Raw genomic sequence first — 25,902 nt, 5'->3', positions numbered from 1 at the left:
CATTTACTGTTTTAAAAGAAAAATGAGAGTTTGCTTATCCAATATCTTTTTTGTTAAATCCTTTAATGCTTATAAATATAAAAAGAACTAGGTATATGCATACATAAACCATCATATATATGCTTGGTGTTGTAGATTTTCCGTCTATGCCAAAGCCTGATAGAAAATTAAAGGAACCCAAAGAAGAAAAAATAGTTGAAATCATTTTTCTATAAGTGATCTCAAAAGGGGAAATTAAACTTGAAATTATTCCTATGGTAGAAAGAGAGTCATTTTTTATATATGAACCTACTTGCTCCATTACACCACCAATTAGTCCAAGAACATATAAAGCCATTATTAATATTCCATTATTTACAGTTTTTAATTTGGTGCTTCCATAAAGAGATACTGATAATATGGTTAAAGGTTGTAAAATAAAAAATAGAAAACCCTTAGCTAGAGTACTTATTCCAAACGCTTCAATAATGGATATTTTACTTATAGTAGAAATAATAATTACTGATATGTAAAGAATAAGGCTATATAAAATAATTAGAATACCTGTTCCTAGGTATTTTCCAATTATATATTCACTTCTTTTAATTGGTTTTGTTAAAATAGTTAAAATAGTGCCATTTTCCATTTCAGAGGAAACAGTTCCTATAGAAAGCATTATGGTTAGAAAAGCTACAAGCATGCTGGAAAAATAAAAGCCAACTATAGAAATTGTTGAAGAAAGATTTATAAGCATATCTATTACACCATTGCTCCTATGTAAATTATTGCCTATAAATTTAAAAATAATAGTTAAAAGAATAAGATATAGTATGGTTAGTATGCCTATAAAATGAAAAATTTTTTTCCTATATATTTCTTTGAAGGTAGATAAGGCAATTATAAACATTATTTTTGACCTCCTTCAACAAGTTTTATAAATAAGTCTTCAAGACTATCTCTATGTGGAGTAAGTCCGTATAGTTTTCCTCCACCAGATATAATTAGTGATGCAATTTGGTGTATTTCATCATCTTCTTTTACATGCATTTTAATGCTCTTACCATTAAAGATTATATCTTCATCAAATTTTTCAAGTTTATTTAAAATTTCATTATTTATATCTTCCACGTGAATATCTAAAATAGTATTTCCTTCTAAAAGATTATTCATTTTTCCTTGTTTTATGATGTTTCCTTTGCTGATAATGGCAGCGCTATCACAAATCATTTCCACTTCACTTAAAAGATGACTGTTTAGAAATACAGTTTTACCTATATTTTTTAACTTTAACATAATGTCCCTAACCTCTTTTCTACCTATAGGGTCTAGAGCAGAGGTAGGTTCATCTAAAAAAAGGAGCTCTGGGTCGCAAAGAAGAGCGCTAGCAATTCCTATTCTCTGCTGCATTCCCTTGCTATAAGTACCTATTTTACTTTTTTCTGCACCTTTTAAATTGACAATCTCAAGAACTTCTTCTATTTTTGTGAAAGAAGATTTTTTGTCAAGCTTGTATAATGAGGAATGGAAGGACAGGAGGTCTAATCCTGTCATCCATTCTTGATATTTAAAAAGTTCAGGCAAGTAGCCTATCTTTTTTTTTGTTTCCATATTTCCTATAGGTTTGCCTAATATGTGTGCAGTACCTGAAGTAGGAAATAGTAATCCTACAATGGTCTTTATAAATGTACTTTTTCCTGCACCATTAGGGCCTAAAAACCCATAAATTTCCCCTTCAGCTACAGATATATTTATATTCCTACAGCCTTTGTTATTTTCATATATTTTAGAAAGATTTTCAGTTTCAATTACCAAATTTATCACCTCATAGATTTTGCAATTTCTATTAGTTCATTTTTGTCTGCATTACCATCAATGCTTATCAAAATGTCATCTTTAAGCATTAAAATATAAGAATGTCTTGATTCATTGCTATTTTTATTATTATCGAAACATCCAATGGCTTTCATTCCATTTATGGTCATTTCTTCAGATTTATTTTCTACATTAGGAACAAACAAAGTACTTTTCCAATCTTTCATTGATTTTAATTGCTTTTGCATATCATATGGGAGTATAGAAAGATCTGAAATGGCATTAAATATTTCATCAACACTTGCATTATCAGGTGCAATGAGTTCTGGTATTTTACTTTCGGATACAGCTATATGGTTACCATTTGTATAATCTTCATAAAAAATGTTTAATGTTCCACCTGTGTTCAAAGAAAAAGTTTTTCCATCTAAGTTTTTAGGAAACAGCTTTTTTCCTCCTAAGGATTTAAGAAGTTCATTTATATTTTCAATATTTAATGTAAAATCACATTTTGAAGGTTTGTTTATGGAAATATTTTTTATATTTTTTGATGGCATATTTTTAGGATATAGTATTGTAAATGGTAAAGTTTTTTGGGCTTCATCTATAGTTACATCTTTTTGTTCACCGCCTTGGTATTTTACTTTACCTATTTTATCAATATTAATATCTGATTTATTCTTTTCAAGTTCACTTTTAAGCTTTTTTACATCTTCTAATGAAATATTTACACTTTTAATATCTGTTGCTCTAAAAATTGAAACTGCATTAATAACTGATGCTCTTATAGGCTGTACGGAGACGCAAGTAGTTATAGCAAGAGCAACACAAGCAGCTGCCGTTATTTTCTTATATTTTTTCATAATTTTAAATTCTCCTTTTTTATTTTTTCTATCAATATCCATGTTTACTGGTTTTATAGAGGTTATATTAAAATCCTTTTTATAATCCTTAAGCTTATCCATAGCAAAGTTGTTTATAGATTTTAGTTCTTTATAAACTTCTTTACATTTTTTACATTGAAAAAGATGCATTTCTACTTCCTTCATTTCAATATCATTAAGTTCTTCATCAATGTATGCTTGAATAATTCCTTCGCTTAGACACCTCACTTTTATTCACCTCTTCCTTCTGAATTCAAGTAATTTTCCTTAAACTTTGTTTGTGCTCTTGATATAAGAGTGCCGACGGAATTTTTATCAACTCCGATTACTTCTGCAATCTCACTATATTTATATCCGGAAAATTTAAGAAGCAGACACATACGATCTCTAGGTGAAAGCATGTTTAGCACCTTTTTAGTTAAATCCACTTCATAATTATTAATTGCAACTTCTTCAATAGAAACTACATTATCAATTTCTTTTTTATAAATCATTTCATTTTTTCCTTCATGAACTTTTTTATCTCTTATATAATTATAAGAGATATTAGTGGAAACTTTATTTAACCATGCAGCAATATTATCATGATCAGGTGGTGAATTATATAATTTCATAAATGCCTCCTGTGTTAAATCTTCAGCTGCATGTATGTCACCAGTGAGGTAAAAAATTCTTTTAAATATGGTGTCATAATATTTCTCATATGCAGTTTTAAAATTTTGTTCTTGTTTTTTCTTATTAAAATAACTAATAACACCCATATTTTAGTTGTCTTCCCCCCTAGGTAACTTTCTTCAAAAGCTTTTGATCAAAATATTCTAGAATATTTTTAATACCTTTTTTGGTATCTATAATATTAACACATAAGTGTTAGAAATTGTGACAAGAATTAAAAAAAATTGGGTAACAGTATTAAACTATTACTCAATTTATCAAAAATAATTTCCTATTTTAAAAATATGTTAATATAATTATTAATTATGTTGAAACTAATTAAAAAATTAAGCTTCAGAACATTTTGGAGAAGAGTCTACATTAGTATGAATGTTAGTTTCAACATTTTTGTTTCCGTGATTTAAAAATGCATTTAATAGTACGGCAACAACTGATGCAGAAACTATTCCACTACTGAATATAGATTTAAAAATTGATGGAGTATGATCAAGTAAAGTAGGTACACCTGTGATTCCAAGACCTATACCTATAGAACAAGCAACAACAAGCATATTGCAATTGTTATTAAAGTCTACATCAGCAAGCATTTGTATACCAGCTACTGCAACCATTGCAAACATTATAGTTGTAGCTCCACCTATAACAGGTTGAGGAATAATTGTAGCTATAGCTGCAAATTTTGGAATTAAGCCAAGACATACTAAAATTATACCAGAAGCAACAACAACAAAACGGCTTTTTACTTTGCTTAGTGATAAAAGACCAAGGTTTTGGTTAAAAGTTGTATAAGGAAAGGAGTTAAAAATACCTCCCAAAATTGTTGCAATTCCTTCAGCTCTAAGACCACGTACAATATCTTTTTCAGAAATTTCTTTATCACAAACTCTTCCAATTCCGAGAAAAGTACCTGTTGATTCAATCATTACCGTTAACATAACAAAAGTCATCATAATTATTGAGCCAATATCGAATTTTGGAAAACCAAAGTTAAATGGATGTACAAAGCTTATCCATTTTGCATCCATAACAGGTGAAAAATTTACTTTTCCCATAAATGAAGCAACTATAGTACCTAAAATAATACCGTTTAAAACAGAAATTGCTTGAAAAAATCCTTTGAAAAATTTATTTGATAGCAGAACTACAATCATTACAAATCCAGCTAGTAGAAGATTAGATACGCTACCAAAATCTTTAGCTCCAGAACCACCACCAATGCTAGTTATACCTACATTTATTAGAGAAAGACCAATCATAGTAACAACAGTGCCTGTTACAACAGTAGGGAAAAACTTCAGTATTTTACCATATAGTGGTGCAATAAGTACAACAATCATTGCTGCTACAATTATTGAACCATAGGCTGCTTGCATTCCTAAATTTTTACCTACTATTATAAGTGGACCAACGGCTGCAAAAGTACAACCTAATATTGCTGGTAATTTAATACCGATGTTAGGTCCTATTCCAAGTGCTTGAATTAAAGTTGCAATTCCACATGTGAATAAGTCAGCTGCAACTAAAAGTTCTAATTGAGCTGGTGTTAAGCCTACTGCACCACCTATAATTAATGGTACAGCTACAGCACCTGCGTACATGGCAAGTACATGCTGTAAACCTAATGTAAACAGTTGAGGAACAGGAAGAACTTCATCTACCTTGTCAACTGCATTTATTTTTTCATCTTCCATAATAAAAAAACCTCCTGTAAAATTAAGAAATAGTATATAATATTGCTTACTTGAGGAGTTCTTTCCACAAGTTCTTAAATATAAAATAAAAAATCCGCCACTAATTCATGGAGAATCTGCAGCGGAATTCGAAAAACATTTTATTAAACTGATAAAAGTTTAATTTATATAGTTTCCTCAGATTCATCCATAGAAAGGAAATTTACGGTTTCCTAGTAGAGACTCCCGAACCATTATTATCAGGATTATACGGATGACTTATTTAATATCATGAAATTATGTTAGCATAGTTTTTTAAAAATATCAATACAATTTACTGAAATCAAACATAAATATTCGTATTTAATAGTATTTTTTTACATACAAGTATGTTATAGTTCGTACCATAACGAATTATAGCATTTTAAATTTAGATGAATTTTGTTAAGCCAAAGTTTTGTATGTAAAAAGCTGTAAATATAAGGGGGAATCTCCCTTAACTTCACAGCTTTTTAATATCTATATGTAGGCTTATTGTGCAGCTTTAAGCTTTTCAATACCTACTTGAATTCTTCTTAAAGTTTCCTCTTTACCTATTATTTCAGCTATTTCGTAAGCACCACCTGGAGTTGATTTTTTACCTGAAACAGCAGTTCTTACAGGCCACAAAACTATACCATTTTTAACACCAAGTTCTGCAACTAAATCCATACAAATTTTTTCTATATTTTCAAAAGTCCATGGAGTCAAAGCTTCAAATCTAGGCAATATTTTTTCTAAAACATCTAATGAATTTTCATAGTTTGTTTTCATCTTTTTATGAATATAAAGTTCTGCTGAATGTTCTGGAAGAGCTTCAAAAAAGTCTACCATGTCAGGTATTTCGTTTAATACTTCTACTCTTGTATGTAAAAGTGGACTTATTTTAGTAAAATCTAAATCTTTAGTTATAGCCTTTTGATAATAAGGAAGAGCTAACTTATGGAACTCTTCTAATGGAAGCTTCTTTATATATTCACCATTCATCCATTTTAATTTTACATCATCAAATATAGCTGGCGATTTGTTTATATTCTTATAATTAAAGGTTTCTACTAATCCGTCAAGTGAGAATATTTCTTTTTCACCACCTGGATTCCAGCCAAGTAAAGCTATGTAATTTAGTATAGCATCCTTTAAATAGCCTTTTTCCATTAAATCTTCAAAGGAAGCATCTCCATTTCTTTTACTTAATTTATGATGAGTATCTTTCATTATTGGAGGACAGTGTACATATATTGGAACATCCCATCCAAAAGCTTCATATAATCTATTATATTTAGGTGATGATGATAAATATTCACTTCCACGAACTACATGAGTTATTCCCATTAAATGGTCATCTACTACATTAGCAAAATTATATGTAGGGAATCCATCTGATTTTATAAGTATCATATCATCTAATTCTGAGTTATCTACAGTTATAGTTCCGTAAATATCATCTTCGAAGCTTGTAGTACCTGTTGAAGGATTATTTTGTCTTATAACATAAGGAATACCAGAAGCCAACTTTTCTTCTATTTCTTCCTTAGATAAACTAAGACAGTGTTTATCATATTTAGCAGCTGTATTATTAGCTTCAGCTTCTGCTCTTAAAGTTTCCATTCTTTCTTTAGAACAGAAACAATAGTAAGCCTCACCTTTTTCTATCAACTGTTTAGCATATTCTATGTATATATTAGTTCTTTCGCTTTGAATATAAGGACCTACTGGTCCACCTATATCTGGACCTTCATCATGCTTAAGTCCTGTAACCTTTAATGTGTTATAAATTATATCTAGAGCACCCTCTACAAATCTTTCCTGGTCGGTATCCTCTATTCTAAGTATAAAGTCTCCATTTTCATGTTTGGCTATTAAGTAAGCATATAATGCTGTTCTTAAATTACCAACATGCATATAACCTGTTGGACTTGGGGCAAATCTTGTTCTAATTTTGGCCATTTTTACCACTCCTATGTTTATTAAAATAAAAACCCTTCATCGCAGTGACGAAAGGTAAACTAACTTAATATTACTACTTATAATAATATATTAACAATTAACTGGTGTCAAGATACGCTGGGAAAAAAGGAGATTCAAGGTATTATATAAGGAAAATTCAAAATTTCTAAAAATTTTAAATATAATTTATGTAGAATGGGTTATTATATTATTGATAAAAATTAAACATATATTAAGGTAAAGAAAAATATTTATACATTTGTAAAAAGTAAAAAATAATTAAAGTAAACTTATTATATTTTATGCATTATCTGCTGTAATTTAAATATGGCAGATTTTTTTTATATTAAGCTATGCTATTGGAAAAAAGAGTTATAGGGTGAAAATGAAAGATAAAACAGCATAATTTAAGTGGGATCAAAATTGACACAAGCGTATATTATTGGTATAAATAATATAGCACATATATGAAATATAACACATATATTAATAACAAAAAACCTAATATGCTATATAATATTCTGACAATTAGGTATTAAAGATATAGGAGGAATTAATATGTCTATAAAAGTTGCTATTAATGGTTTCGGAAGAATAGGTAGAGCAGTGCTTAGGATTGCTCAAAATAGATTGGATAAGGATGTAGAAATTGTGGCTATCAATGCTAGAGCAGATAGTGAAACATTAGCTCATCTTTTCAAATATGATTCTTGTTATGGTAGATTTAATGGAAATGTAGAAACTACAGAAAATTCAATTATAGTGAACGGCAAAAGTATAAAAATATTAAGAGAAAATGATCCGGAAAATTTACCTTGGGAAAAAATGAACGTAGACATAGTAGTAGAGTCTACAGGAATTTTTAAAGATAAAGAAAAGCTTATGAAGCATATAAAAGCAGGAGCTAAAAAAGTTATATTAACTGCACCAGGAAAAGATGAAGATATAACTATAGTTATGGGAGTTAATGAAAAAGAGCTAGATGTGGAAAAGCATTGTGTAATTTCAAATGCTTCATGTACAACTAACTGTTTGGCGCCTTTTGCTAAAGTTTTAGATGATAAATTTGGAATAGTAAAAGGATTAATGACTACTATACATTCATATACTAATGATCAAAGAATATTGGATAAAACTCATAAAGATTTAAGAAGAGCAAGAGCAGCAGGAGAATCAATAATACCAACTACAACAGGAGCAGCAAAGGCTGTAGGAAAAGTTCTTCCAAATCTTAAAGGAAAATTGAATGGTTTTTCTGTAAGAATACCTACTCCAACAGTTTCACTTACAGATTTAGTTTGTGAACTTTCAAGACCTGTAACTGTAGAAGAAATTAATAATACATTTAAGGAAGCAGCTTCAGGATATATGAAAGGAATACTTGGTTATTCAGAAGAACCACTAGTTTCTATAGATTATAAAGGAGATGAGAGATCATCCATAATAGACGGGCTTTCAACAATGGTAATGGAAGGAAATATGGTAAAGGTAGTTTCATGGTACGATAATGAATGGGGATATTCTTGTAGAACTGTTGATTTAGTAAATTATACTGCAATGGAAATGCAAAAGCAGTGTGAATACAAGATAGGAATGGTCGTTTAGCAGAAATTTAGAAGATTTATAACTTGAGATTAAAAGTGGATATTTAGGGGAAAAATATAAGGTTGTCAATTTTTAAATTGGCAGCCTTATAATTATTAACTCAACAGGCCTAATATTAATAATTTTGGCCCTTTTGTGAAGGAAAACATGAATAAGTGTAGAATTAAATAAGTAAAATGATTTAAGTAGTTGATTGGGGGTAATAATGTGGCTAATTTAAATGTAGATCTTCACGGAATAAAAATAAAAAACCCTATTATGCCAGCATCTGGACCACAGGTTAGAAATGCTGATTGTATGTTAGAATGTGTAAAGCAGGGAGTAGGAGCATTAGTAACTAAAACTATATCTGAAAAGTTTGTTAGAACTGCTAGACCTTGTATGCAGGAAACAAAAGATGGTGCTTTTTTAAATAGTGAATTATGGTCTGAACTTTCCGTAGAACAATGGGTAGAAAAGGGATATTCAAAATGTAAAAGTTATGGTGTTCCTTTTATAGTAAGTTTAGGTTATACTGCAAAGGAAATTGAAAAGGTACTTCCTATTATAACACCTTATGCAGATATTATTGAAATATCAACTCACTATATGGAAAAGGACTTGGAGTCAGTAGTAGATTCACTAAAAATAGCCAGTAAGAGTGATAAGCCTGTGTATATAAAGATAAGTCCTGGTATAACCAAAATAGGATGGTATGTTAAAAGGCTTGTAGAAGAAGGGGCGGCAGGATTTGTAGCAATAAATTCTCTAGGGCCTTGTCTTCATATAAATGTAGAAACAGGCCTACCTTACTTAGGCGGTGAGAAGGGTTACGGATGGCTTTCTGGTAAATCTTTAAATCCTATAGCATTAAGATATGTATATTCTATAGCTAATTCTGTAAAAGTTCCTGTAATAGGTGTAGGAGGAATATCCTCAGGAGAAGATGCAGTAGCAATGATAATGGCAGGGGCATCAGCAGTCCAGATTTGTACTGCTGCTATACTAGAAGGAAATGATGTATACTCAAGGGTAAGCAATGAATTAAATAGTTGGCTAGATGAACATGGATTTGAAAGTGTTGAAGATATTAGAGGATTGACAGCTAGAAAGATGCAGGAAAGAAAAGTTATAAGAGAACCTATATTTCCAAAAATCAATAAGGAAAAATGTAATTCTTGTGGTAAGTGTGTTAAGAGCTGTGCATATAGCGCTATAACAATAAGCGATAAAGCAAATATAAATACTACTAAATGTTTTGGCTGTGGTTTATGTTTAACTAGATGCCCAGAAACTGCAATAGAAGTTTAAAAATATGATATCAAAAATAGACATAGATGATTTAAGAAAAAATTGTCTATGCCTATTTTTTATATTTGATGTTTTAAAGAATCATATGTTTTACATTTACTCCTTTTATTTTTGTCAACTCTTTTTCCAAGGCTTCTACTTCACTTGGATCTGAACAAATATGTAAAAGGATAAGACCAACTTGAGAACAAGATTCAGTTTGAACTTCATGAAGTCCTAGTCTTGTTTTTATTATGCAACCGTATTTAGTTAGAAGTGTTTGGACTTCTGGTGCATGCATGTTTCTTGAATCAATAGATATCGCCATAATGGTAGTTTGCATAAAAATCACTCCTTTTTTAATATATGTATAGTATATACCTAGTTTGTAAAATTAAACATATTTTTGTAGTAAAAATATTAACAAAAAATTCAATTTTCAGTAATGATATTGTAACTTAATTGTCATATTAGTAAAATATAATTTTAATTGAAACAGTATGGGATGGAGGGATATTTTGTGAATACTTTATTAAAGAAAAAGATGGGGGCAATTTTTCTTTCTTTTGTGATCGTATTAGAAGGTAGCTCTGCTTATGCTTCAGAAAGCAAAACATTATTAGCAACAAAAGCAAAAGGAGCAAAAAAAATAGTACAAGTCTCCGACAAATTCGATATAAATACTATAAAGACTTCTATATCGGGTGTACAAGTTATAAGATTACAGGATGGAACATATATAATCATATCTAATAATTTAAGTGATACACAGCTTCAAAAGCAGCTTTCTAAATTTAAAGGCATTAAAAAAATACAGAATCCTAAAAAAAATATAGGTATAGTGAAGCCTATACAGAGAACTCCGGTTCAAAATGTTAATCCACCAAGTACAAATAGTAGTGGAGGAACAATATTTAACGATTCATTATATAAATATGAATGGGATATAGGATATACTGAGAGCAATAAGGCATGGTCATTGATAAATCAAAAAAGAGAAGTAAAAGTAGCAGTAGTAGATACTGGTGTGGATTATAATCATGTGGATTTAAAAAATAGGGTGCTAAAGGATTTAGGATATAATTTTATAAATAACACTAGTGATACTATGGATGATAATTCTCATGGTACACATGTATCAGGAATAATCGCTGCGGAGGCCAATAATAAGCAAGGTATATCAGGAATTACAGGTAGTCTTGATGTTAAGATAATACCAGTAAAGGTTTTAAATTCTAAAGGTGAAGGACAATCCGATATTATAGCTAAAGGTATAGAGTATGCTGCAGATAAAGGAGCAGATATAATAAATTTAAGCTTTGGATGTGATGAGGAAAGTACGGATATAGAAGATGCAATACAGTATGCCAGAAACAAGGGAGTATTTGTAGTAGCTGCTGCAGGAAATGACAATGAAAATTGTGATAATAGCAGTCCTGCAGGCGAAGTGGGTGCATATACAGTAGCAGCAATTAATACTTCATACAGGAAGTCATATTTTTCTGACTATGGAAATTCTGTAGAGATAGCTGCTCCAGGAGAAGAAATAGTAAGTACAGTACCTGGAAATAAATATGAGGCTTGGGATGGAACTAGTATGGCAGCACCAGTTGTATCTGGCATTGCTGCAATGGTTAAAGCAGAAAATCCATCAATTACACCAAGTGAAATGGAAGATATACTTAACAAGTCTGCAGTAGATATAATGCAGAAAGGAAAAGACAAGTATACTGGGTATGGATTAGTAGACGCTTATAAAGCTGTACAATTGGAAAAGACTATGGAAAAATAAGGCGATAAAGAGGTTAACATCTAAAGTAAAGTGTTAACCTCTTTTTATATATTCTGATTTAAATATCTTTTATCTCTTCTCTTATTTTTTCAATAAGAAGTTCCTTATCAATTGAATCCAAATCTTCTATGGAGTTTATAACTGAAAGAATTCTGTTTCTAACTACGCTGAATTTTTCTGGAGCCAATTCAGGACTGAATGTATCACCAGGCTTAGCTATATAAGTAGAATATCCCTTTGATAAAAGTAACTCATTAAAGCTTTCTTGAGCTTCAGCGTCACCATGAACTAAAATAACTTTTTCAGGTTTAGCCTTTAAAGCTTCAAGCCATTCTATAAGTCCATCCCTATCTGCATGACCAGATAAACCATGTAAATTGTATATCTTGGCATTTACTACAACTTCTTCTCCAAAGAGCTTTACTTTTTTTGCACCATCAACTATGCTTCTTCCTAAAGTGCCTTCTGCCTGATATCCTACAAATATTATAGAACTTTCTTTTCTCCATAAGTTATGTTTCAAATGATGTTTTATTCTACCAGCTTCACACATACCACTAGCAGAAATTATAATTGCACCACTTTGAATTTTGTTAAGCTTTGCAGATTCTTCAGGAGACTTAGTAAAGGTCAACCCAGGGAAGCTTAAAGGATCGCTTCCTTTAGACAGAATTTCCTGAGCTTCTTTATCATAATATTTATGATATTTAGAAAAAATAGCTGTGGATTCAGAGGCTAAAGGGCTGTCAACATAAACTGAAATTCCCTTTAAAATATTGCTTTCTACATAGTTGTTTAAGGTATATAAAACTTCCTGAGTTCTACCTACTGCAAAGGATGGAATTATTACGTTTCCACCTCTTTTAAAAGTATTTTTAATAATTTTGGCAAGATCAGTAAGTTCTGATGATATGGAAGTATGAAGTCTATTTCCATATGTGGTTTCCATAATTAAATAGTCTGCATAATCAATTATTGTAGGGTCTTTTAAAATAGGTATATTCTTGTTACCTAAATCACCAGTATAAACTAATTTAATTTGCTTTTTATTATCCTCGATAAGCATTTCTATTATAGCTGAACCCAAAAGATGGCCAGCATCTCTAAATCTTATTTTGAATCCATCAAATAGTTCGATCCACTGATCATATGGATATCCATTAAATAGATACATAGCAACATTGGCTATTTTTTCAGTGTACAAGGGTTCAAGTGGAGGAAGACCTTGGCGTGCTCTTTTTCTATTTTTCCATTCAACTTCTGATTCTAGAATGTGTCCGCTGTCTTGAAGCATTACGCTGCATAAGTCCTTAGTACCCTCTGTACATATAACATCACCTTTAAAGCCTTGTTTATATAGAAGAGGTATTCTACCACTATGGTCTATATGGGAGTGAGATAGAATAACGTAATCTACATCTTTAGGATTAAAATTAAAGGTTTCGTTACCTCTTTCTTTTTCATCCTTTCCTTGATACATGCCACAATCCAAAAGTATATTTTTATCCTTTACCTTTAAAAAATGACTTGATCCAGTAACACAACCAGATGCTCCATAGAATTCAATTTTCATTTAAATTACCCCCTTTATCCTATGTTGTTGTTACTATTATACATTATATTTTGAAAATTTCAAATATTATTTCGCCATAAAATAAAATATTATGAAAACATTTGTTAATTCTATAAATTAATGTATGTTTTTGTTATTTAGTGTTAATTATGTCCACAAAATTTTTTATAATAAAAGCTGTAAATCCCCATATTACATAATCTTTATACTTATAAAAGTATTCAGGAACACATCCAGTACGAAATGTATAGTCCTTTCCATTTCTTATGAGTTTATATGGAAAGGAATTTTCTGGTTTAGGAAGCAAATTTAGTTTATAAAGTTCTGGAGGATTTTTTATGAAAAATTCTATAGGAACTTCGAAAATATGATCCACTTCATCTTTATTGGGCTTTATGTTGTCACAATTTAAAATTGCTATAAAAGGATACATTATAAAGTTGTAAGGGGTGACAACATAATCCATGTTTCCTACAAATTCTAAGTTTTCTCTTTCTAAATTAAGTTCCTCCATAGTCTCTCTTATTGCACCATCTATTGGCAATTCATTTTCTTCTAATTTACCTCCAGGAAGGCATATGTCACCAGGTTGATGTCTTAAATTAAAAGCTCGTACTTCAAAAACTATATTGATTTTACCTTCTTTTTCATGAAGTAAAATCATTACTGCATTTTTTCTATAATATCCCATTATGCTTTCTTGTCTATGTTTGAATATATTCTTTATGCTGTTTATCATATAAAATCCTCCAGTGCTATTTAGTATTTATATATAAATTTTGTTTACGGCTAAGCTTTGAAAATGAACTCATATGAAAATTGTCAAATTATCCATCAGGTGTTATACTAATGGTTAGTATAATTTAATTATAATACTTTAATTCATAATATTATGCATTAATTAATTCAAAAATTAATAAAATTGATAATATTAAATATTAGAATAAATGGAGAGATGAAATTTGAAAAAGAAAAAATTACCTTTATTATTATCGCTCATTATTGCTTCTTCTTTAAATTTTAATGTACTAGCTGCAGAGAATTCTGCACCTAAGGAAGTTGAACCTCAAATTTATGGTAAAGCTGCTATAACAGTAGATATGAAAACTGGAGAAACAATTTATGCTAAAGATGTAGACAAGCAAATGTATCCTGCAAGTACTACTAAACTTCTCACAGCATTGCTTCTTGCTGAAAATAAAAATAAAAATGATCTTTTGAACTATACACAAAAAGCTAAAATTCAGCCACCATCTTCACTAAATACGGATCTTCATCCTATAAATGTAGGTGAAACTATGACAGCACAGGATGTTATGGATGGACTACTTCTTTATTCAGGTAATGATATGGCTTATGTAATAGCTGAAAGTATAGGAAAAGATGATGCGGATTTTGCAAATAAAATGAATGAGAAAGTAAAACAATTGAATTTGAAAAATACTCATTTTGTTACTCCAAATGGATTACATGATCCAAATCATTATACCACTGCATATGATCTTAGTATTATTGCTGACACGGCTTTTCAAAATCCTTGGGTTAGAGAGTCTATGGGAAAGCAGAAAAATACAATAAAGACTTCTAGCGGTACTACCTTTGTTATAGAAAATAGAAACAAACTTTTAGGTAAAAATGGATGTATTGGTGGAAAGACTGGATATACATCTGATGCAGGAAAGTGTCTTGTTACTGTATATGAAAGAGATGGGAGAAAGATTTTAGGTGTAGTTTTGAAATCTGTATATGATGCAACAGATACAGCAGTGTTTAATGATATGGAAAAAATAATAAATTGGAGTTATGCTGTAAAACCTGTTACTCTTTATAAGGCAGGAGATATTGTTGCTACAAAGTCTATAAAATACAAACCTTTAATAATTGGACCTGAAAAGACTATAAATGTACCTATATGTACAAAAGAAGATATTGTATACTATGATAATTATGTAAATAAGAATGAATTGAGCAAAACTGTTAATTTATCAAATGTTAACACTTCTAGCTTAAAGGGAGAAAGTTCTATTGGGAATATGACAGTCAAGGAGAGAAATGTAACAAATAACTATAAATTATATTCTACTGTGTCTAAGTCAACTTTTGCTAAAAGTAATATGCCTTATTATGCAGCAGCTGCAGTTATAGTTTTATGTATAATAGGCGCTGGTGTATATGCTATAAAAAAAGTTATCAGTTTAAATAGAAGAAATAAAAGAGGAAAATATATTTAAAATGTTCAATGTAAAAATAAAGAATTGAGGTATTGTAAAATTCTCAATTCTTTATTTTTTTATCTAATCACTACAATAGCTAACAATACCATCTTAATCTAATAATATTATTATGTAAGTAAATATCAAGAAAATATCAGAAAAGTGTTACAAATGATTTTGAATGGCTATATAAAATCATGTTAATATAAATTTTAAAAAATTCAGTAAATTCCTTTATTTTAATTAGTAAATATTGTATAATGAAAATCGAGATATATAAATATTTGGGAGAGGGTGTAGGAAGATGACTGAATGTCCTTTTTTATCAACTTATGATAATAGTATAGAGTGTTTTAAAGAATGTGCTTTATATAATTATAAAGCTACAGAAAATACTTGTCCTTTTCAAAATTTGAATGAATATTTAATGGAAAAAGTAGATTATAAAAATGAAATAGAATCTGTTCAAAAAGACTTAATGTTTACTAAAGAATATTATGCAGAATTTCGCAATCAATACTCATAAATTAGAGTTTCATTTTAAAAAGTGACTATGGGAAAAATATTTTGTGCTATTTTTATCATTTATTATAGCTTTTGATATACTAATGAATTATAAAATAGCACAAAATAATACCACAATATTTGAGTAGTTATTTAAATTTTTAAGGTTATTTTTATGTTAAACATAAAATGAAGTATTAAGTATTTTATTATTCTTCTTCATATGTATTAGAATACTTATGAAGCAAATCTTGTTTTAAATCCCATAATTTCTTTGATAAATCTACATAATATGTATGAGGATTTTCAAATCTTAAAACTTCTGGCCACATTTTACTTGTTTCTTCTTCAACCACTTTTTTAATGTCCATAACACTAGGATTTTCGTATACAGGAATTCCTTTATCAAAAATTTTAACCATTAATTCTTTTATATAATAATCTTTAATTTTTTTCTTTTTCCATGTAAAAACTGGATCAAATATTTCAATAGGTCCATTTAAGTTTAATTCTTCATCACGTAAAGTTATTAAGTCTGCGATAGCCTTATTATCTTTTTTATCATATATTCTATATATATTTTTAAAACCTGGATTGGTTATTTTTTCTTCATTTTCACTTATTTTTATCTTAGGAATTATATTTCCTACTGGATCTTCTATGGCAGATAATTTGTATACTCCTCCAAATACAGGTTCAGACCTTGCTGTAATCAGTCTTTCACCTACTCCAAGGGAATCAATGCAAGCACCTTGACTTAAGACATCACTTATAATGAATTCATCAAGAGAATTTGAAATAACTATTTGTACATCGCTAAAACCTGCTTCATCAAGAATTTCTCTACATTTTTTAGTAAGATAAGTTATGTCTCCACTATCTATTCTTATACCTTTAGGTCTAAATCCCTTGGGAAGTAAAATTTCATTGAATACTTTTATAGCATTAGGTAAGCCGGATTTTAATACATTATAAGTATCTATTAAAAGTACGCAGTTATCAGGGTATACGTCTGCCCAAGCTTTAAAGGCCTCATATTCTGTTGGGAATAGTTGTATCCAGCTGTGAGCCATAGTTCCTACAGCAGGTATGCCAAACATTTCTTCAGATATTGTGCATGCAGTTGATGAACATCCTCCAATAACAGCGGCTCTTGCTCCATAAATTGCACCATCATATCCTTGAGCTCTTCTAGAACCAAATTCCATTACAGGTCTGTTTCCTGCAGCTCTACAAATTCTATTGGCTTTTGTAGCTATTAAAGTTTGATGATTTATTGTAAGAAGTATCATAGTTTCTACAAATTGTGCTTGAATTGCAGGACCTTTTACAGTGACTAAAGGTTCATTAGGAAAAACAGGATTTCCTTCAGGGATAGCCCAGACATCACAAGAAAATTTAAAGTTTTTCAAATAATTTAAAAATTCCTCGGAAAATGAGTTCTTACTTCTTAAATATTCAATATCATCTTCAGAAAATTTTAGATTAGATAAGTACTCTATAACCTGTTGAACACCTGCCATAATACAGTATCCACCACCATCAGGTACTCTTCTAAAGAACATGTCAAAATAAGCTATTCTTTCACCCATGTCGCTATGCAGGTAACCGTTTCCCATTGTGAGCTCATAAAAGTCCACTAGCATTGTAAGGTTTCTTCCAGTCCTTATGTTGAAATTTTTAGTGTATTCCATGGTTAAATCTCCTCTATAATGTTTTAATTAAATTAATCATGTTAATAATTATGAGTGTATATACACATTGTAATACTTTAATAAAATTATTACAATAGTATAGAATTAACTTAAATTAAGCAGTATATGCAATTAAGTTAATATTACATAAATAAAATTAAAGTTAGGTGGATAAATAGTGATTGAAGAGACATTGAAAAAAGAGTTTTGCTATGTAAGGGATAGAATTATTGAAAAGCGTTATAGATATCTTGACTTAATGCAGAGAGAAGCAGTTTTGAGCAATGAAAATAATTATGTTGTTATTGCATGTCCTGGTGCAGGAAAAACTCAAGTTATTATTAATAGGATTGATTATTTGTGTACATTCGGTCCTATATATAAAACAGATTATGTTCCGTGTTCTTTGAAATCAGAGAATTTGGAACTCATGAGGGAATACTTAAATGATGATAGTTCTGAAAAAAACTCAATAATTATAAATAGGATAATACATAGTATAAACGATATGAGAGTCAATCCTAATAATATGGTAGTGATAACTTTTACTAAAGCAGCTGCTGTAAACATGAAAAAAAGATATATAAATATGACTGGCAGCAAAAGCACTCCTTTTTTTGGAACATTTCACGGACTTTTTTATAAAATACTTATAAGGTATATGGGAAGGATTAATATAATAGATAGTTCAAAAACTTATAGAATAATAAATGAAGTTTTGATATCCTTTATAGATTCAGTAGGAGATGAAAAAGTAAAAGAAGTAATAAATAATATATCTCTTTTTAAAAATAGCAAACAGGAGTTGGAATATTTTAAGCCAAGCATAGATAAAGATATTTTTATAAAATGCTTTAGAGTATATGAAGAATATAAAGAAGAAAATCAACTTATGGATTTTGATGACCTTCAATTAAATGCACAAAAAGTATTTTTGGAAAATACACAGCTCTTAAAAGCATACAAAAAACTTTTTAAATACCTACTGGTAGATGAGTTTCAAGATTGTGATGGTTTGCAAATAGAACTTTTGCAGATGCTTGGAGGTAATGGTTCTATTTTTGCAGTAGGGGATGAAGATCAATGTATTTATGGTTTTAGAGGATCAAGACCAGATTGTATGGTGAATTTTAATGAATATTTTAAGAATGGAAAAAAGATATTTTTACAGACTAATTATAGAAGTAATGAAAATATAGTAGATATTTCAAAGAAAATAATACTAGGCAATAAAAATAGGAATAGTAAGATCATAGAAGCAAATAAGAAAACTAGAGGTATTATAAATTTTTTTAATTTGAGTGATGAAAAACAACAAGCATTAAACATATGTAAGATAATAAAAAATATGTGTGAGGATAACTCATATAGTTTAGAAGATTTTGCAGTATTGTATAGAACTAATTTAGAAAATAGAAGTATTGTAGATCTTATGCTAAAAAAAGAAATACCCTTTAAAATACTTGATAAGCAGTATAATTTTTTTGAGCATTTTGTATGTAAAGATTTGATAGCTTATTTAAAGTTATCCTTAGATATTACAGATAAAGAAAGTTTCAGTAGAGTAATTAATAAACCTTTTAGGTATGTAAGTAAAGTTCATATTGAAAAAGTGAAAAAGAATATATATAAAGAAAGTTGTTTTAAGATTTTAACGGAAATTGAGGATCTACCTATTTTTCAAATTAAGAATTTAGAAAGATTGGAAAATGACATATTAAAGCTAAATAAAATGAGCTTAAGAGATGCTTTGAATTTTATAACAAAGGATTTAGGTTATTATGATTATATTAATGACTACAGTGGACGATTAAAAATGGACAGCATGGAACTAAAGGATGTAATAGAAGAATTTAAATCTTCAGCCTCTGATTATGTCGGTATAATCCCATTTTTAGCCCACATAGAAGATGTGGAAGAAAAGTTGAAAAACAAGTCAAAGGAAGATAGTGGAGTTATATTAAGTACCATACATAGTGTAAAAGGAATGGAGTTTAAAAATGTATTTATTATAAATTGCAATGAAGGGGTAATACCGCATATAAATAGCATTCCTAAAAATGTTGAAGAGGAAAGAAGGTTGTTTTATGTAGGGGTTACAAGAGCTATAGATAATTTAACTTTATACAGTACTAATATGTTTAAAGGAAAATCAGCACATATGTCCAGATTTATTGAAGAATCAGGGATTTACAAGAGTATTAGAGCAGAAAGTACAGAAGAGTTAAAGAGTACGTTTAATATAGGGGATGAAATTACACATAGAACCTTTGGTAAAGGAAAGATAGTATCTTATGAAGGTAGTTATGTAAATATTAGATTTGATAATTTTATAGAAAGAAAATTCGATGCTTATGTGTTAAAAAATAGTGATTTGCTTGTGAAGTAAAAATTAAATAATTGTTCCATACATATAACTGATAAAAAGCACGTTGTAGGTACATAATAAAAACTTGGAAAACATAAAACTGCTAGTGATTCTTTAAAAATATATGTGGTTATAGAAAAAGATATCCAAATTTAGAATATATAAAGTATTACAATATGCTATTAATATATTGGTAGAGTACTTTGATATAAACGAAGATATGTATTTATCGATGCCATCAACCCTAGAGTTTATACTATATAATAACATTTTACATTCTAAAGTAAACAATGATAAAGGCTAAAATGTACTATAAAATTCAAAAATAGATATACTTACTATAACATGAAATTTTTGATTAATGGAATAGCTAAATTGCCATTACTATAACTTGATGGAGAAAGCAATATATTTAGAGGTACTCACTTTTGCATCTATTAATATATGAATTTTATATCCAAACCAATGTATTTTGTTAACATGTGTATCAAGATTAGATACGCAGGTAGCTGATTTGCCATAATTTTTTAGTTTTGATTTAGTTTTTGATTTTTCATAAGCATCTATTTTTGTAGAATCAATATCAACATTAGTGACATCTATTATGACTATAGATTTAGTTTTTTCGCTAATGCTTTAAAGTCCTTTTTTAAAAAGGAGATATTTGAAATTTTAGTCAAAAGCCTACTAAAAGTTGATGTTGAAGCTGTTCTTGCTAGAATATTAAAATCACATGTGTATCGAAATATTGGATCACATTTTCACATAATATTAATTCTAATTTTGTTTTAGGCTGATATTTTATAACTTCATTAAAGGATAACAAACATTCTTGTAGAACATACGTAAGTGTTCACTCCTTTATGTTGAGGTGTTTTGTCATTTAATATATTCAACATTTTGGTGTGAATTTCATTTTTTAAATTATAAAAAGGAAATAGGATCAATGATTAAAAAATATGAAATTTATTCATTAGATAAAAATAGCAGCTCAGTATAATATTTTTGGAAAATCACAATTTGTTATTTATTGTTAAATTTATGCATTGGTATTAATTTGTTAAAAAAGAAATAAAAACAATATATACAAAATATAATATATATTGTATAATTTAAACATAATGCGCATTAAATTTCAAATTATGGGGGATGGGAAATGATAAAAAGAAAAATAGCAACTTTTCTATTATGTGCATCATTGTTAGGAACTAATTTATCATTTAGTTCTACAGCATTTGCAAGTTCAGTAAATTCCAATGTAACATATACTCAAAATGATACATTAACAAAAGCTGATGAAGCTAATATTAAAGAATCTATCAATGAAGTATTATCTTTTAAGTATGAAATACTAAAAACAGGTAAGTCTAAAAATTATAGTGATATAATAAAAAACCCAAAATTATTGGAGTTAATTAATGCTAAAAGTAAACTTGATGTTGAATGGTTTAAAAAGTTTGATGGTAAAACTGATGAATATATTTCTAATGTAAATATAATTAACTCAAGTAAAACAGCATTTAAAACATATGTAATAAATGTAAATTATAATGTGGAATTTAAAATAAAAGGAACAGATGTTACATCTAAATCGGGAGAAAAATACCGTTTTGAAGTTAAATGTGAAAATGGTAAATGGTATATCACTAAAATGTTGAATTTAAATGAAACAAATGAATCTAAAAATAATCAACTAAAACAGGAAGTGTTTTTAGATATAGATAATAATTTTTCTGATTATGAAGATAAAATCGATTTAGAATTAAAAAATATAAATGATAACTACGAAAATATGGATGAAAATTATAACAATTTTATACAAAGTACACCTAATAACAATAATTCTGAGAATAGATTAGTAGGTCGTAGTTATGCTAATTTTAATTATAATGCTAAGGCAGCTGTATCTTATGCACAAAAATATGGTAAAGATCCAAATCCTAACTATGTATATTCAAGAGATAGTCGTGGAAAGGGAGTAGATTGTACAAACTTTGTGTCTCAATGTGTTTTAGCTGGTGGAATTCCTGCTTCTAGCTATTGGTATGCTTATTCAAATTCATGGGTTAGAGTAATTGATTTTTGGTCTTATATGACTTCTAATGGATACGGTTCCACTGTTGAAGGTGTTAGAGGAGACGGAACCCAAGGTGCAAGAGCAGGTGATGTCGTTCAATTTGCTAATAATCTATATTGGTCTCATTCAGTAATTTTATCTGGTACTATACTTGGTGGCCAATGGGTATATTGTGGTCATTCTGATGAAAGATTAGATTATCCTCTATATATTGCTTACGATGACGGTGGTTATAAAAGATTGAGAACATTAAAGTTTTGGCATTAATATAAATAACACTAGAAAATATATAATCCATAAGAGATAAAAAGTAGGTCTTATTTCTTATGGATTTATTTTACTTAATTATATTTGTTATTCACACGTTTAAAATTAACTTAATTATAATAAGTAATTAACCTTCTCCCATATCATCAATTAACCAAGGTGAATTATTATCTTTTCTAATAAGAAAATATGAAGTGGAAATTTTTTCGCCTAGTAAACCAGTTAAATCAAATTTATACTTAATTGTATAGTTAACAGTATAAACTTTTAAGTTTTCTTCTGTTGTACCATTTATTTCTCCTCTTCCATATTTAATGTATCCTTCCTTTTGTGATGGTCTAACGTCTTCTGATATACTATTGATTTCAATATATTTATATTTATGTTTGTTAAATCCCCAATCCACATTGGGTGCTTTTTGCCAATCAGTTACGGTAGTAAACAAACCTTCTTTATTATCAGCATTAATATATTTAAAATGATTTTCTATAACTTGATTAGGTTGTAATGATGGTGTGTTAGGAGTTATTAGACTACCATTTTTGACAATAGCATTTATTCTTATTAATGAGATTATACTTACTACTACAACTAAAATTCCAACAAACAATCCTTTTTTTCTGGCCTTTAAGTTCAACATGCTTTCTAACCTCTTCTTTAATATATTTTTACTATTAAACCCCATAATTAAATTTTGCTTCATTACATTATTATTGTTAAGTCTCAAAGAGTTAATAAGAGTTAATGCATATAATTTTCTTTCCTCTATACTTGAATTCTTTAAAACAGCCTCATCACAGGAGAACTCACAATCATTATTTATTTTCTTATACATTATATAAACTAGAGGATTAAACCAATGTAATGTTACAGTTATTAATAATAATATCTTATATACCATATCAAATCTTTTGTAATGCATAAGTTCATGTCTTAAAATATATTCTAATTCTTGAATATCATATGAAACATCAGGAATTAGTATATGGGCATTGAATATTCCTATTCCAAATGGTGTTGAAATTTCTTTACAAAACTTTAATGAAATTTTTTTCTTAATATTCATTTCAAATAGTAACATTGAGTACATGTTTTTAATCTCATTGTTAGGTATATCATAGATTAGGTTTTTAATTTTACTATTATAGTTTAAATAAGAGATAATGTGATAAATTAGAAATAATATTGAAATAGTTAACCATATATAAAATATTATTGTAAAATAGTTTATCGTATTATTGTCAACATATAGATTATTAATGTTATTTTTTGTTTCTATACTTTGATTTATAGAAAAGCTATCATTAACTATTGTTTTAATACTGTTAGGTTGAGAGTGAAAAGAATTATATATTTTTTCTGGTATATTGATCGAAATTTTAAAAGGCATAATCATTTTAAATATTACAACTAGCCATATATAGTAGTTAAATGAACTTGTATATTTTTTGAATAAATTTTTTCTAAAAACCATTATAAGTATAATACAAATGCTTCCAACTAGAGACGCTCTTAAAAGATTTTTTATAAATATTTCCATTATAACCATCACCTATTTTTAATCCATTCATCTAATTCGTGTAAGTCAGCGTCAGTAATATCGTTATCTTCATGCAATGTGGTAATAAAGCTTTTTAAAGAATTTTTATGAACTTTTTTAAAAAAGTCTTTTGTTTCAAATTTACAATACTCATCTTTGGTTATAATAGGTGTATAATAAGTTACTTTTTTACCTTTTGCTACAGTTAGAAATTTTTTCTTTGCTAATCGAGAAAGTATTGTCAAAGTAGTTGTGTTCTTCCATAATCTTGTTTCCTCCATAATTACAATGATTTTCTTTGAAGACACAGGGGTAGTATTAGACCAAATAACTTTCATAACTTCTAATTCTGATTCAGGAATTCTCATAATTGACAATATAATCCACTCCTTTATATTAATTCTACAATTGTAGAATTATATTGTCAAGTATTTTTATTAGAAAATAAAAAGCATTTATTCAGAGTAGTAGTTCCTATGGCATAAAGTATACTAAGGTTGTTCTACATAACAGTTACAGGAGTTAATGATGATTAAGAGACAGTACAGAAAAGTTAAAAGATAAGTTTATAATATAGGGGATGAAATTACACATAAAACTTTTGGTAAAGGAAAGATAGTATCTTATGAAGGTAGTTATGTAAATATTAGATTTGATAATTTTATAGAAAGAAAATTCGATGCTTATGTGTTAAAAAATAGTGATTTGCTTGTGAAGTAAAGATTCTCTGATGTACATTGGCTAAATTTTATATATAACTGTTTTAAAATGTTTTCTTAAGTTTAGTTTAATAGTATGAGATAATAGGTTGTTTTATAGCATTAATCTTGTTCATAGAATCATATTATAATATTAGGTGGTGATGTAAATATATATTAATTTATTGGAGGCAACATAATGACAAATTTGGAACTATTAGTTGAATCTATTAGAGGAGCCCAAAAAGGAAGATTTCTACATTATGATAATCCAAAAAATACAGATGAAAAGATAGTAATAGATATTGATACTAATGCTATAAATATAGTAACGATAAAAGATGAGATGGTTGATTCATGTACCTGTAAAGACATGAAGCCATGTAAACATATGGTGATAACATCAATTAAATTTAAAATTGATATAAGAATATAATGTATAGTTATTTGAAAAGAAAAATTTATGAAGTTATTTGATTTTTTTATTGAAAAATGTGTATGTAATATTTGAATAGTTTATCATAAGTATTTACATAATATTTAGTTTATCATAAGTAAAGTTCCCAGTATAAAAAGCAACCTCTTTGTGCTTTAAATTATTTTACAATAAAAATTTACAAAGAGGTTTATTTTAACGTTTTATAAAAACTATACCATTTCACAACTTATTTCAAGTTTAGCATACATTTTTTCTTGCTGTTTTGTTGTAAATTGAAAATATATTTCTGTGTTAGAAACAGATTTATGACCAAGCCACCATTGAAGCTCCTTTATGTCCATGCCAGATTCAGCTAGATGTACAGCTGTAGTATGTTTTAAAGAGTGAAAGTGATACTTACTTCTATCAGAAATATTTGCCAGGGAACAATATTTTTTTATTAAATAGTCAAGAGTTTGTCTAGAAATAGGTTTATTTTGTTGACTTACAAATAATGGCTTTGATTCTGACGATATCATATATTTAGCTATATACTCATCTAAAACATTTTTTGTTTTTATATCAAGTCTAATAGTGTTATTACTACTTCCTTTTAGTCTCTTACAGTAAAGCTCACCTTTTAAAGCGTTATAATCTTCTAATTTTATTAAAGCAATTTCAGATGCTCTCAAACCACATCTATATGCAACTCTAAAAATTGCTAAATCTCTAATTGAATGAATGCCTTGAAAAGATTCAATTGCATTAAAAAGTTTTGCTGCTTCATTTTGGGTAAAGTATTTTATTCTATTTTCAGGGCTACTTGTCATTAAAATGTCTCCTTTTTGTACAAAATTAAACAAAATAGATATTTTGTA

Annotated in this window: 21 protein-coding genes and 1 riboswitch; of the genes, 8 read left to right on the top strand and 13 right to left on the bottom strand. The window is 28.5% G+C overall.

Translation table 11 applies throughout. The features are described 5' to 3' along the window. Window positions 1–34: 34 nt before the first annotated feature. From EG57_RS0215860 to gltX, 6 genes are all read right to left on the bottom strand, one after another. Complete coding sequence (locus tag EG57_RS0215860) at window positions 35–886, bottom strand: ABC transporter permease (RefSeq protein ID WP_032078167.1); 852 nt, start codon at window positions 884–886, stop codon at window positions 35–37. Continuing rightward, window positions 886–1,791 (bottom strand): ABC transporter ATP-binding protein, encoded by a 906-nt coding sequence (locus EG57_RS0215855; RefSeq protein WP_032078166.1) that lies wholly within the window; start codon window positions 1,789–1,791, stop codon window positions 886–888. The genes EG57_RS0215860 and EG57_RS0215855 overlap by 1 nt, the downstream gene beginning before the upstream one ends. Before the next feature lie 5 nt (window positions 1,792–1,796). Continuing rightward, window positions 1,797–2,903 (bottom strand): anti-sigma factor family protein, encoded by a 1,107-nt coding sequence (locus EG57_RS0215850; RefSeq protein ID WP_032078165.1) that lies wholly within the window; start codon window positions 2,901–2,903, stop codon window positions 1,797–1,799. Window positions 2,904–2,905: 2 nt separating this feature from the next. Next, entirely contained in the window at window positions 2,906–3,436 is a 531-nt protein-coding gene (locus EG57_RS0215845) for a sigma-70 family RNA polymerase sigma factor (protein ID WP_029162870.1), read from the bottom strand. Between the two features lie 240 nt (window positions 3,437–3,676). Further along, window positions 3,677–5,041 (bottom strand): nucleobase:cation symporter-2 family protein, encoded by a 1,365-nt coding sequence (locus EG57_RS0215840; RefSeq protein ID WP_032078164.1) that lies wholly within the window; start codon window positions 5,039–5,041, stop codon window positions 3,677–3,679. Window positions 5,042–5,211: 170 nt separating this feature from the next. Next, window positions 5,212–5,314: riboswitch (purine riboswitch) on the bottom strand. 237 nt (window positions 5,315–5,551) lie between these two features. Further along, a complete protein-coding gene (gene gltX / locus EG57_RS0215835; RefSeq protein ID WP_032078163.1) occupies window positions 5,552–7,006 on the bottom strand; it encodes a glutamate--tRNA ligase in 1,455 nt (484 codons plus the stop codon). A gap of 558 nt (window positions 7,007–7,564) precedes the next feature. On the opposite strand from gltX, the gene EG57_RS0215830 reads away from it, so the two are divergent. Together EG57_RS0215830 and EG57_RS0215825 are read left to right on the top strand one after the other, a co-directional pair. Next, the gene (locus EG57_RS0215830; RefSeq protein WP_032078162.1) at window positions 7,565–8,611 is read left to right on the top strand and encodes a glyceraldehyde-3-phosphate dehydrogenase; all 1,047 of its coding nucleotides are present in this window, start codon (window positions 7,565–7,567) and stop codon (window positions 8,609–8,611) included. Window positions 8,612–8,818: 207 nt separating this feature from the next. Then, window positions 8,819–9,901, top strand: a complete 1,083-nt coding sequence (locus tag EG57_RS0215825) for a dihydroorotate dehydrogenase (RefSeq protein WP_032078161.1) — start codon at window positions 8,819–8,821, stop codon at window positions 9,899–9,901. A 73-nt stretch (window positions 9,902–9,974) separates the two neighbouring features. On the opposite strand, the gene EG57_RS0215820 is transcribed toward EG57_RS0215825, so the two are convergent. Next, window positions 9,975–10,223, bottom strand: coding sequence for a CPF_0552 family protein (locus EG57_RS0215820; protein ID WP_032078160.1), 249 nt, complete (start codon window positions 10,221–10,223; stop codon window positions 9,975–9,977). A gap of 177 nt (window positions 10,224–10,400) precedes the next feature. On the opposite strand from EG57_RS0215820, the gene EG57_RS0215815 reads away from it, so the two are divergent. Continuing rightward, window positions 10,401–11,672, top strand: coding sequence for a S8 family peptidase (locus EG57_RS0215815; RefSeq protein ID WP_032078159.1), 1,272 nt, complete (start codon window positions 10,401–10,403; stop codon window positions 11,670–11,672). Between the two features lie 58 nt (window positions 11,673–11,730). On the opposite strand, the gene EG57_RS0215810 is transcribed toward EG57_RS0215815, so the two are convergent. Together EG57_RS0215810 and EG57_RS0215805 are read right to left on the bottom strand one after the other, a co-directional pair. Beyond that, complete coding sequence (locus EG57_RS0215810) at window positions 11,731–13,245, bottom strand: MBL fold metallo-hydrolase RNA specificity domain-containing protein (RefSeq protein ID WP_032078158.1); 1,515 nt, start codon at window positions 13,243–13,245, stop codon at window positions 11,731–11,733. 133 nt (window positions 13,246–13,378) lie between these two features. Then, entirely contained in the window at window positions 13,379–13,984 is a 606-nt protein-coding gene (locus EG57_RS0215805) for an NUDIX hydrolase (RefSeq protein ID WP_032078157.1), read from the bottom strand. 223 nt (window positions 13,985–14,207) lie between these two features. Between EG57_RS0215805 and EG57_RS0215800 the strand changes: the two genes are divergently transcribed. After that, entirely contained in the window at window positions 14,208–15,476 is a 1,269-nt protein-coding gene (locus EG57_RS0215800; protein ID WP_032078156.1) for a D-alanyl-D-alanine carboxypeptidase family protein, read from the top strand. Between the two features lie 286 nt (window positions 15,477–15,762). Further along, a complete protein-coding gene (locus EG57_RS0215795) occupies window positions 15,763–15,984 on the top strand; it encodes a hypothetical protein (RefSeq protein WP_029162880.1) in 222 nt (73 codons plus the stop codon). Between the two features lie 187 nt (window positions 15,985–16,171). Here the strand turns inward: EG57_RS0215795 and EG57_RS0215790 are convergent, their stop codons facing one another. Next, complete coding sequence (locus EG57_RS0215790; RefSeq protein ID WP_032078155.1) at window positions 16,172–17,656, bottom strand: nicotinate phosphoribosyltransferase; 1,485 nt, start codon at window positions 17,654–17,656, stop codon at window positions 16,172–16,174. A gap of 178 nt (window positions 17,657–17,834) precedes the next feature. Here EG57_RS0215790 and EG57_RS0215785 point away from each other — a divergent pair, with 178 nt between their 5' ends. Then, window positions 17,835–20,045 (top strand): ATP-dependent helicase, encoded by a 2,211-nt coding sequence (locus EG57_RS0215785; RefSeq protein WP_032078154.1) that lies wholly within the window; start codon window positions 17,835–17,837, stop codon window positions 20,043–20,045. A 1,135-nt stretch (window positions 20,046–21,180) separates the two neighbouring features. Continuing rightward, entirely contained in the window at window positions 21,181–22,368 is a 1,188-nt protein-coding gene (locus tag EG57_RS0215780) for an amidase domain-containing protein (RefSeq protein ID WP_032078153.1), read from the top strand. Window positions 22,369–22,495: 127 nt separating this feature from the next. Here EG57_RS0215780 and EG57_RS0215775 read toward each other — a convergent pair whose 3' ends face one another. Beyond that, window positions 22,496–23,908: a M56 family metallopeptidase gene (locus EG57_RS0215775; protein ID WP_242859867.1), complete on the bottom strand. Its 1,413-nt coding sequence runs from the start codon at window positions 23,906–23,908 to the stop codon at window positions 22,496–22,498. 8 nt (window positions 23,909–23,916) lie between these two features. Next, the gene (locus EG57_RS0215770; RefSeq protein ID WP_414629349.1) at window positions 23,917–24,276 is read right to left on the bottom strand and encodes a BlaI/MecI/CopY family transcriptional regulator; all 360 of its coding nucleotides are present in this window, start codon (window positions 24,274–24,276) and stop codon (window positions 23,917–23,919) included. 529 nt (window positions 24,277–24,805) lie between these two features. On the opposite strand from EG57_RS0215770, the gene EG57_RS0215765 reads away from it, so the two are divergent. Continuing rightward, window positions 24,806–25,042 (top strand): hypothetical protein, encoded by a 237-nt coding sequence (locus EG57_RS0215765; protein WP_029162883.1) that lies wholly within the window; start codon window positions 24,806–24,808, stop codon window positions 25,040–25,042. Window positions 25,043–25,254: 212 nt separating this feature from the next. On the opposite strand, the gene EG57_RS0215760 is transcribed toward EG57_RS0215765, so the two are convergent. Beyond that, the gene (locus EG57_RS0215760; RefSeq protein WP_032078151.1) at window positions 25,255–25,854 is read right to left on the bottom strand and encodes a tyrosine-type recombinase/integrase; all 600 of its coding nucleotides are present in this window, start codon (window positions 25,852–25,854) and stop codon (window positions 25,255–25,257) included. Between the last annotated feature and the right edge of the window lie 48 nt (window positions 25,855–25,902).

The sequence above is a fragment of the Clostridium drakei genome, assembly GCF_000633595.2.
Lineage (GTDB): Bacteria > Bacillota > Clostridia > Clostridiales > Clostridiaceae > Clostridium_AM > Clostridium_AM drakei.
Note: the sequence above shows the minus strand (reverse complement) of the source record. Positions and strands in the feature narration are given on the sequence as shown.

Bases quoted from the DNA above. Each gene is read 5' to 3' on its own strand.
- EG57_RS0215860 (WP_032078167.1), bottom strand. From the start codon at position 886: ATGTTTATAATTGCCTTATCTACCTTCAAAGAAATATATAGGAAAAAA.
- EG57_RS0215845 (WP_029162870.1), bottom strand. From the start codon at position 3,436: ATGGGTGTTATTAGTTATTTTAATAAGAAAAAACAAGAACAAAATTTT.
- EG57_RS0215840 (WP_032078164.1), bottom strand. From the start codon at position 5,041: ATGGAAGATGAAAAAATAAATGCAGTTGACAAGGTAGATGAAGTTCTT.
- gltX (WP_032078163.1), bottom strand. From the start codon at position 7,006: ATGGCCAAAATTAGAACAAGATTTGCCCCAAGTCCAACAGGTTATATG.
- EG57_RS0215830 (WP_032078162.1), top strand. From the start codon at position 7,565: ATGTCTATAAAAGTTGCTATTAATGGTTTCGGAAGAATAGGTAGAGCA.
- EG57_RS0215820 (WP_032078160.1), bottom strand. From the start codon at position 10,223: ATGCAAACTACCATTATGGCGATATCTATTGATTCAAGAAACATGCAT.
- EG57_RS0215810 (WP_032078158.1), bottom strand. From the start codon at position 13,245: ATGAAAATTGAATTCTATGGAGCATCTGGTTGTGTTACTGGATCAAGT.
- EG57_RS0215805 (WP_032078157.1), bottom strand. From the start codon at position 13,984: ATGATAAACAGCATAAAGAATATATTCAAACATAGACAAGAAAGCATA.
- EG57_RS0215795 (WP_029162880.1), top strand. From the start codon at position 15,763: ATGACTGAATGTCCTTTTTTATCAACTTATGATAATAGTATAGAGTGT.
- EG57_RS0215790 (WP_032078155.1), bottom strand. From the start codon at position 17,656: ATGGAATACACTAAAAATTTCAACATAAGGACTGGAAGAAACCTTACA.
- EG57_RS0215780 (WP_032078153.1), top strand. From the start codon at position 21,181: ATGATAAAAAGAAAAATAGCAACTTTTCTATTATGTGCATCATTGTTA.
- EG57_RS0215775 (WP_242859867.1), bottom strand. From the start codon at position 23,908: ATGGAAATATTTATAAAAAATCTTTTAAGAGCGTCTCTAGTTGGAAGC.
- EG57_RS0215770 (WP_414629349.1), bottom strand. From the start codon at position 24,276: ATGAGAATTCCTGAATCAGAATTAGAAGTTATGAAAGTTATTTGGTCT.
- EG57_RS0215765 (WP_029162883.1), top strand. From the start codon at position 24,806: ATGACAAATTTGGAACTATTAGTTGAATCTATTAGAGGAGCCCAAAAA.
- EG57_RS0215760 (WP_032078151.1), bottom strand. From the start codon at position 25,854: ATGACAAGTAGCCCTGAAAATAGAATAAAATACTTTACCCAAAATGAA.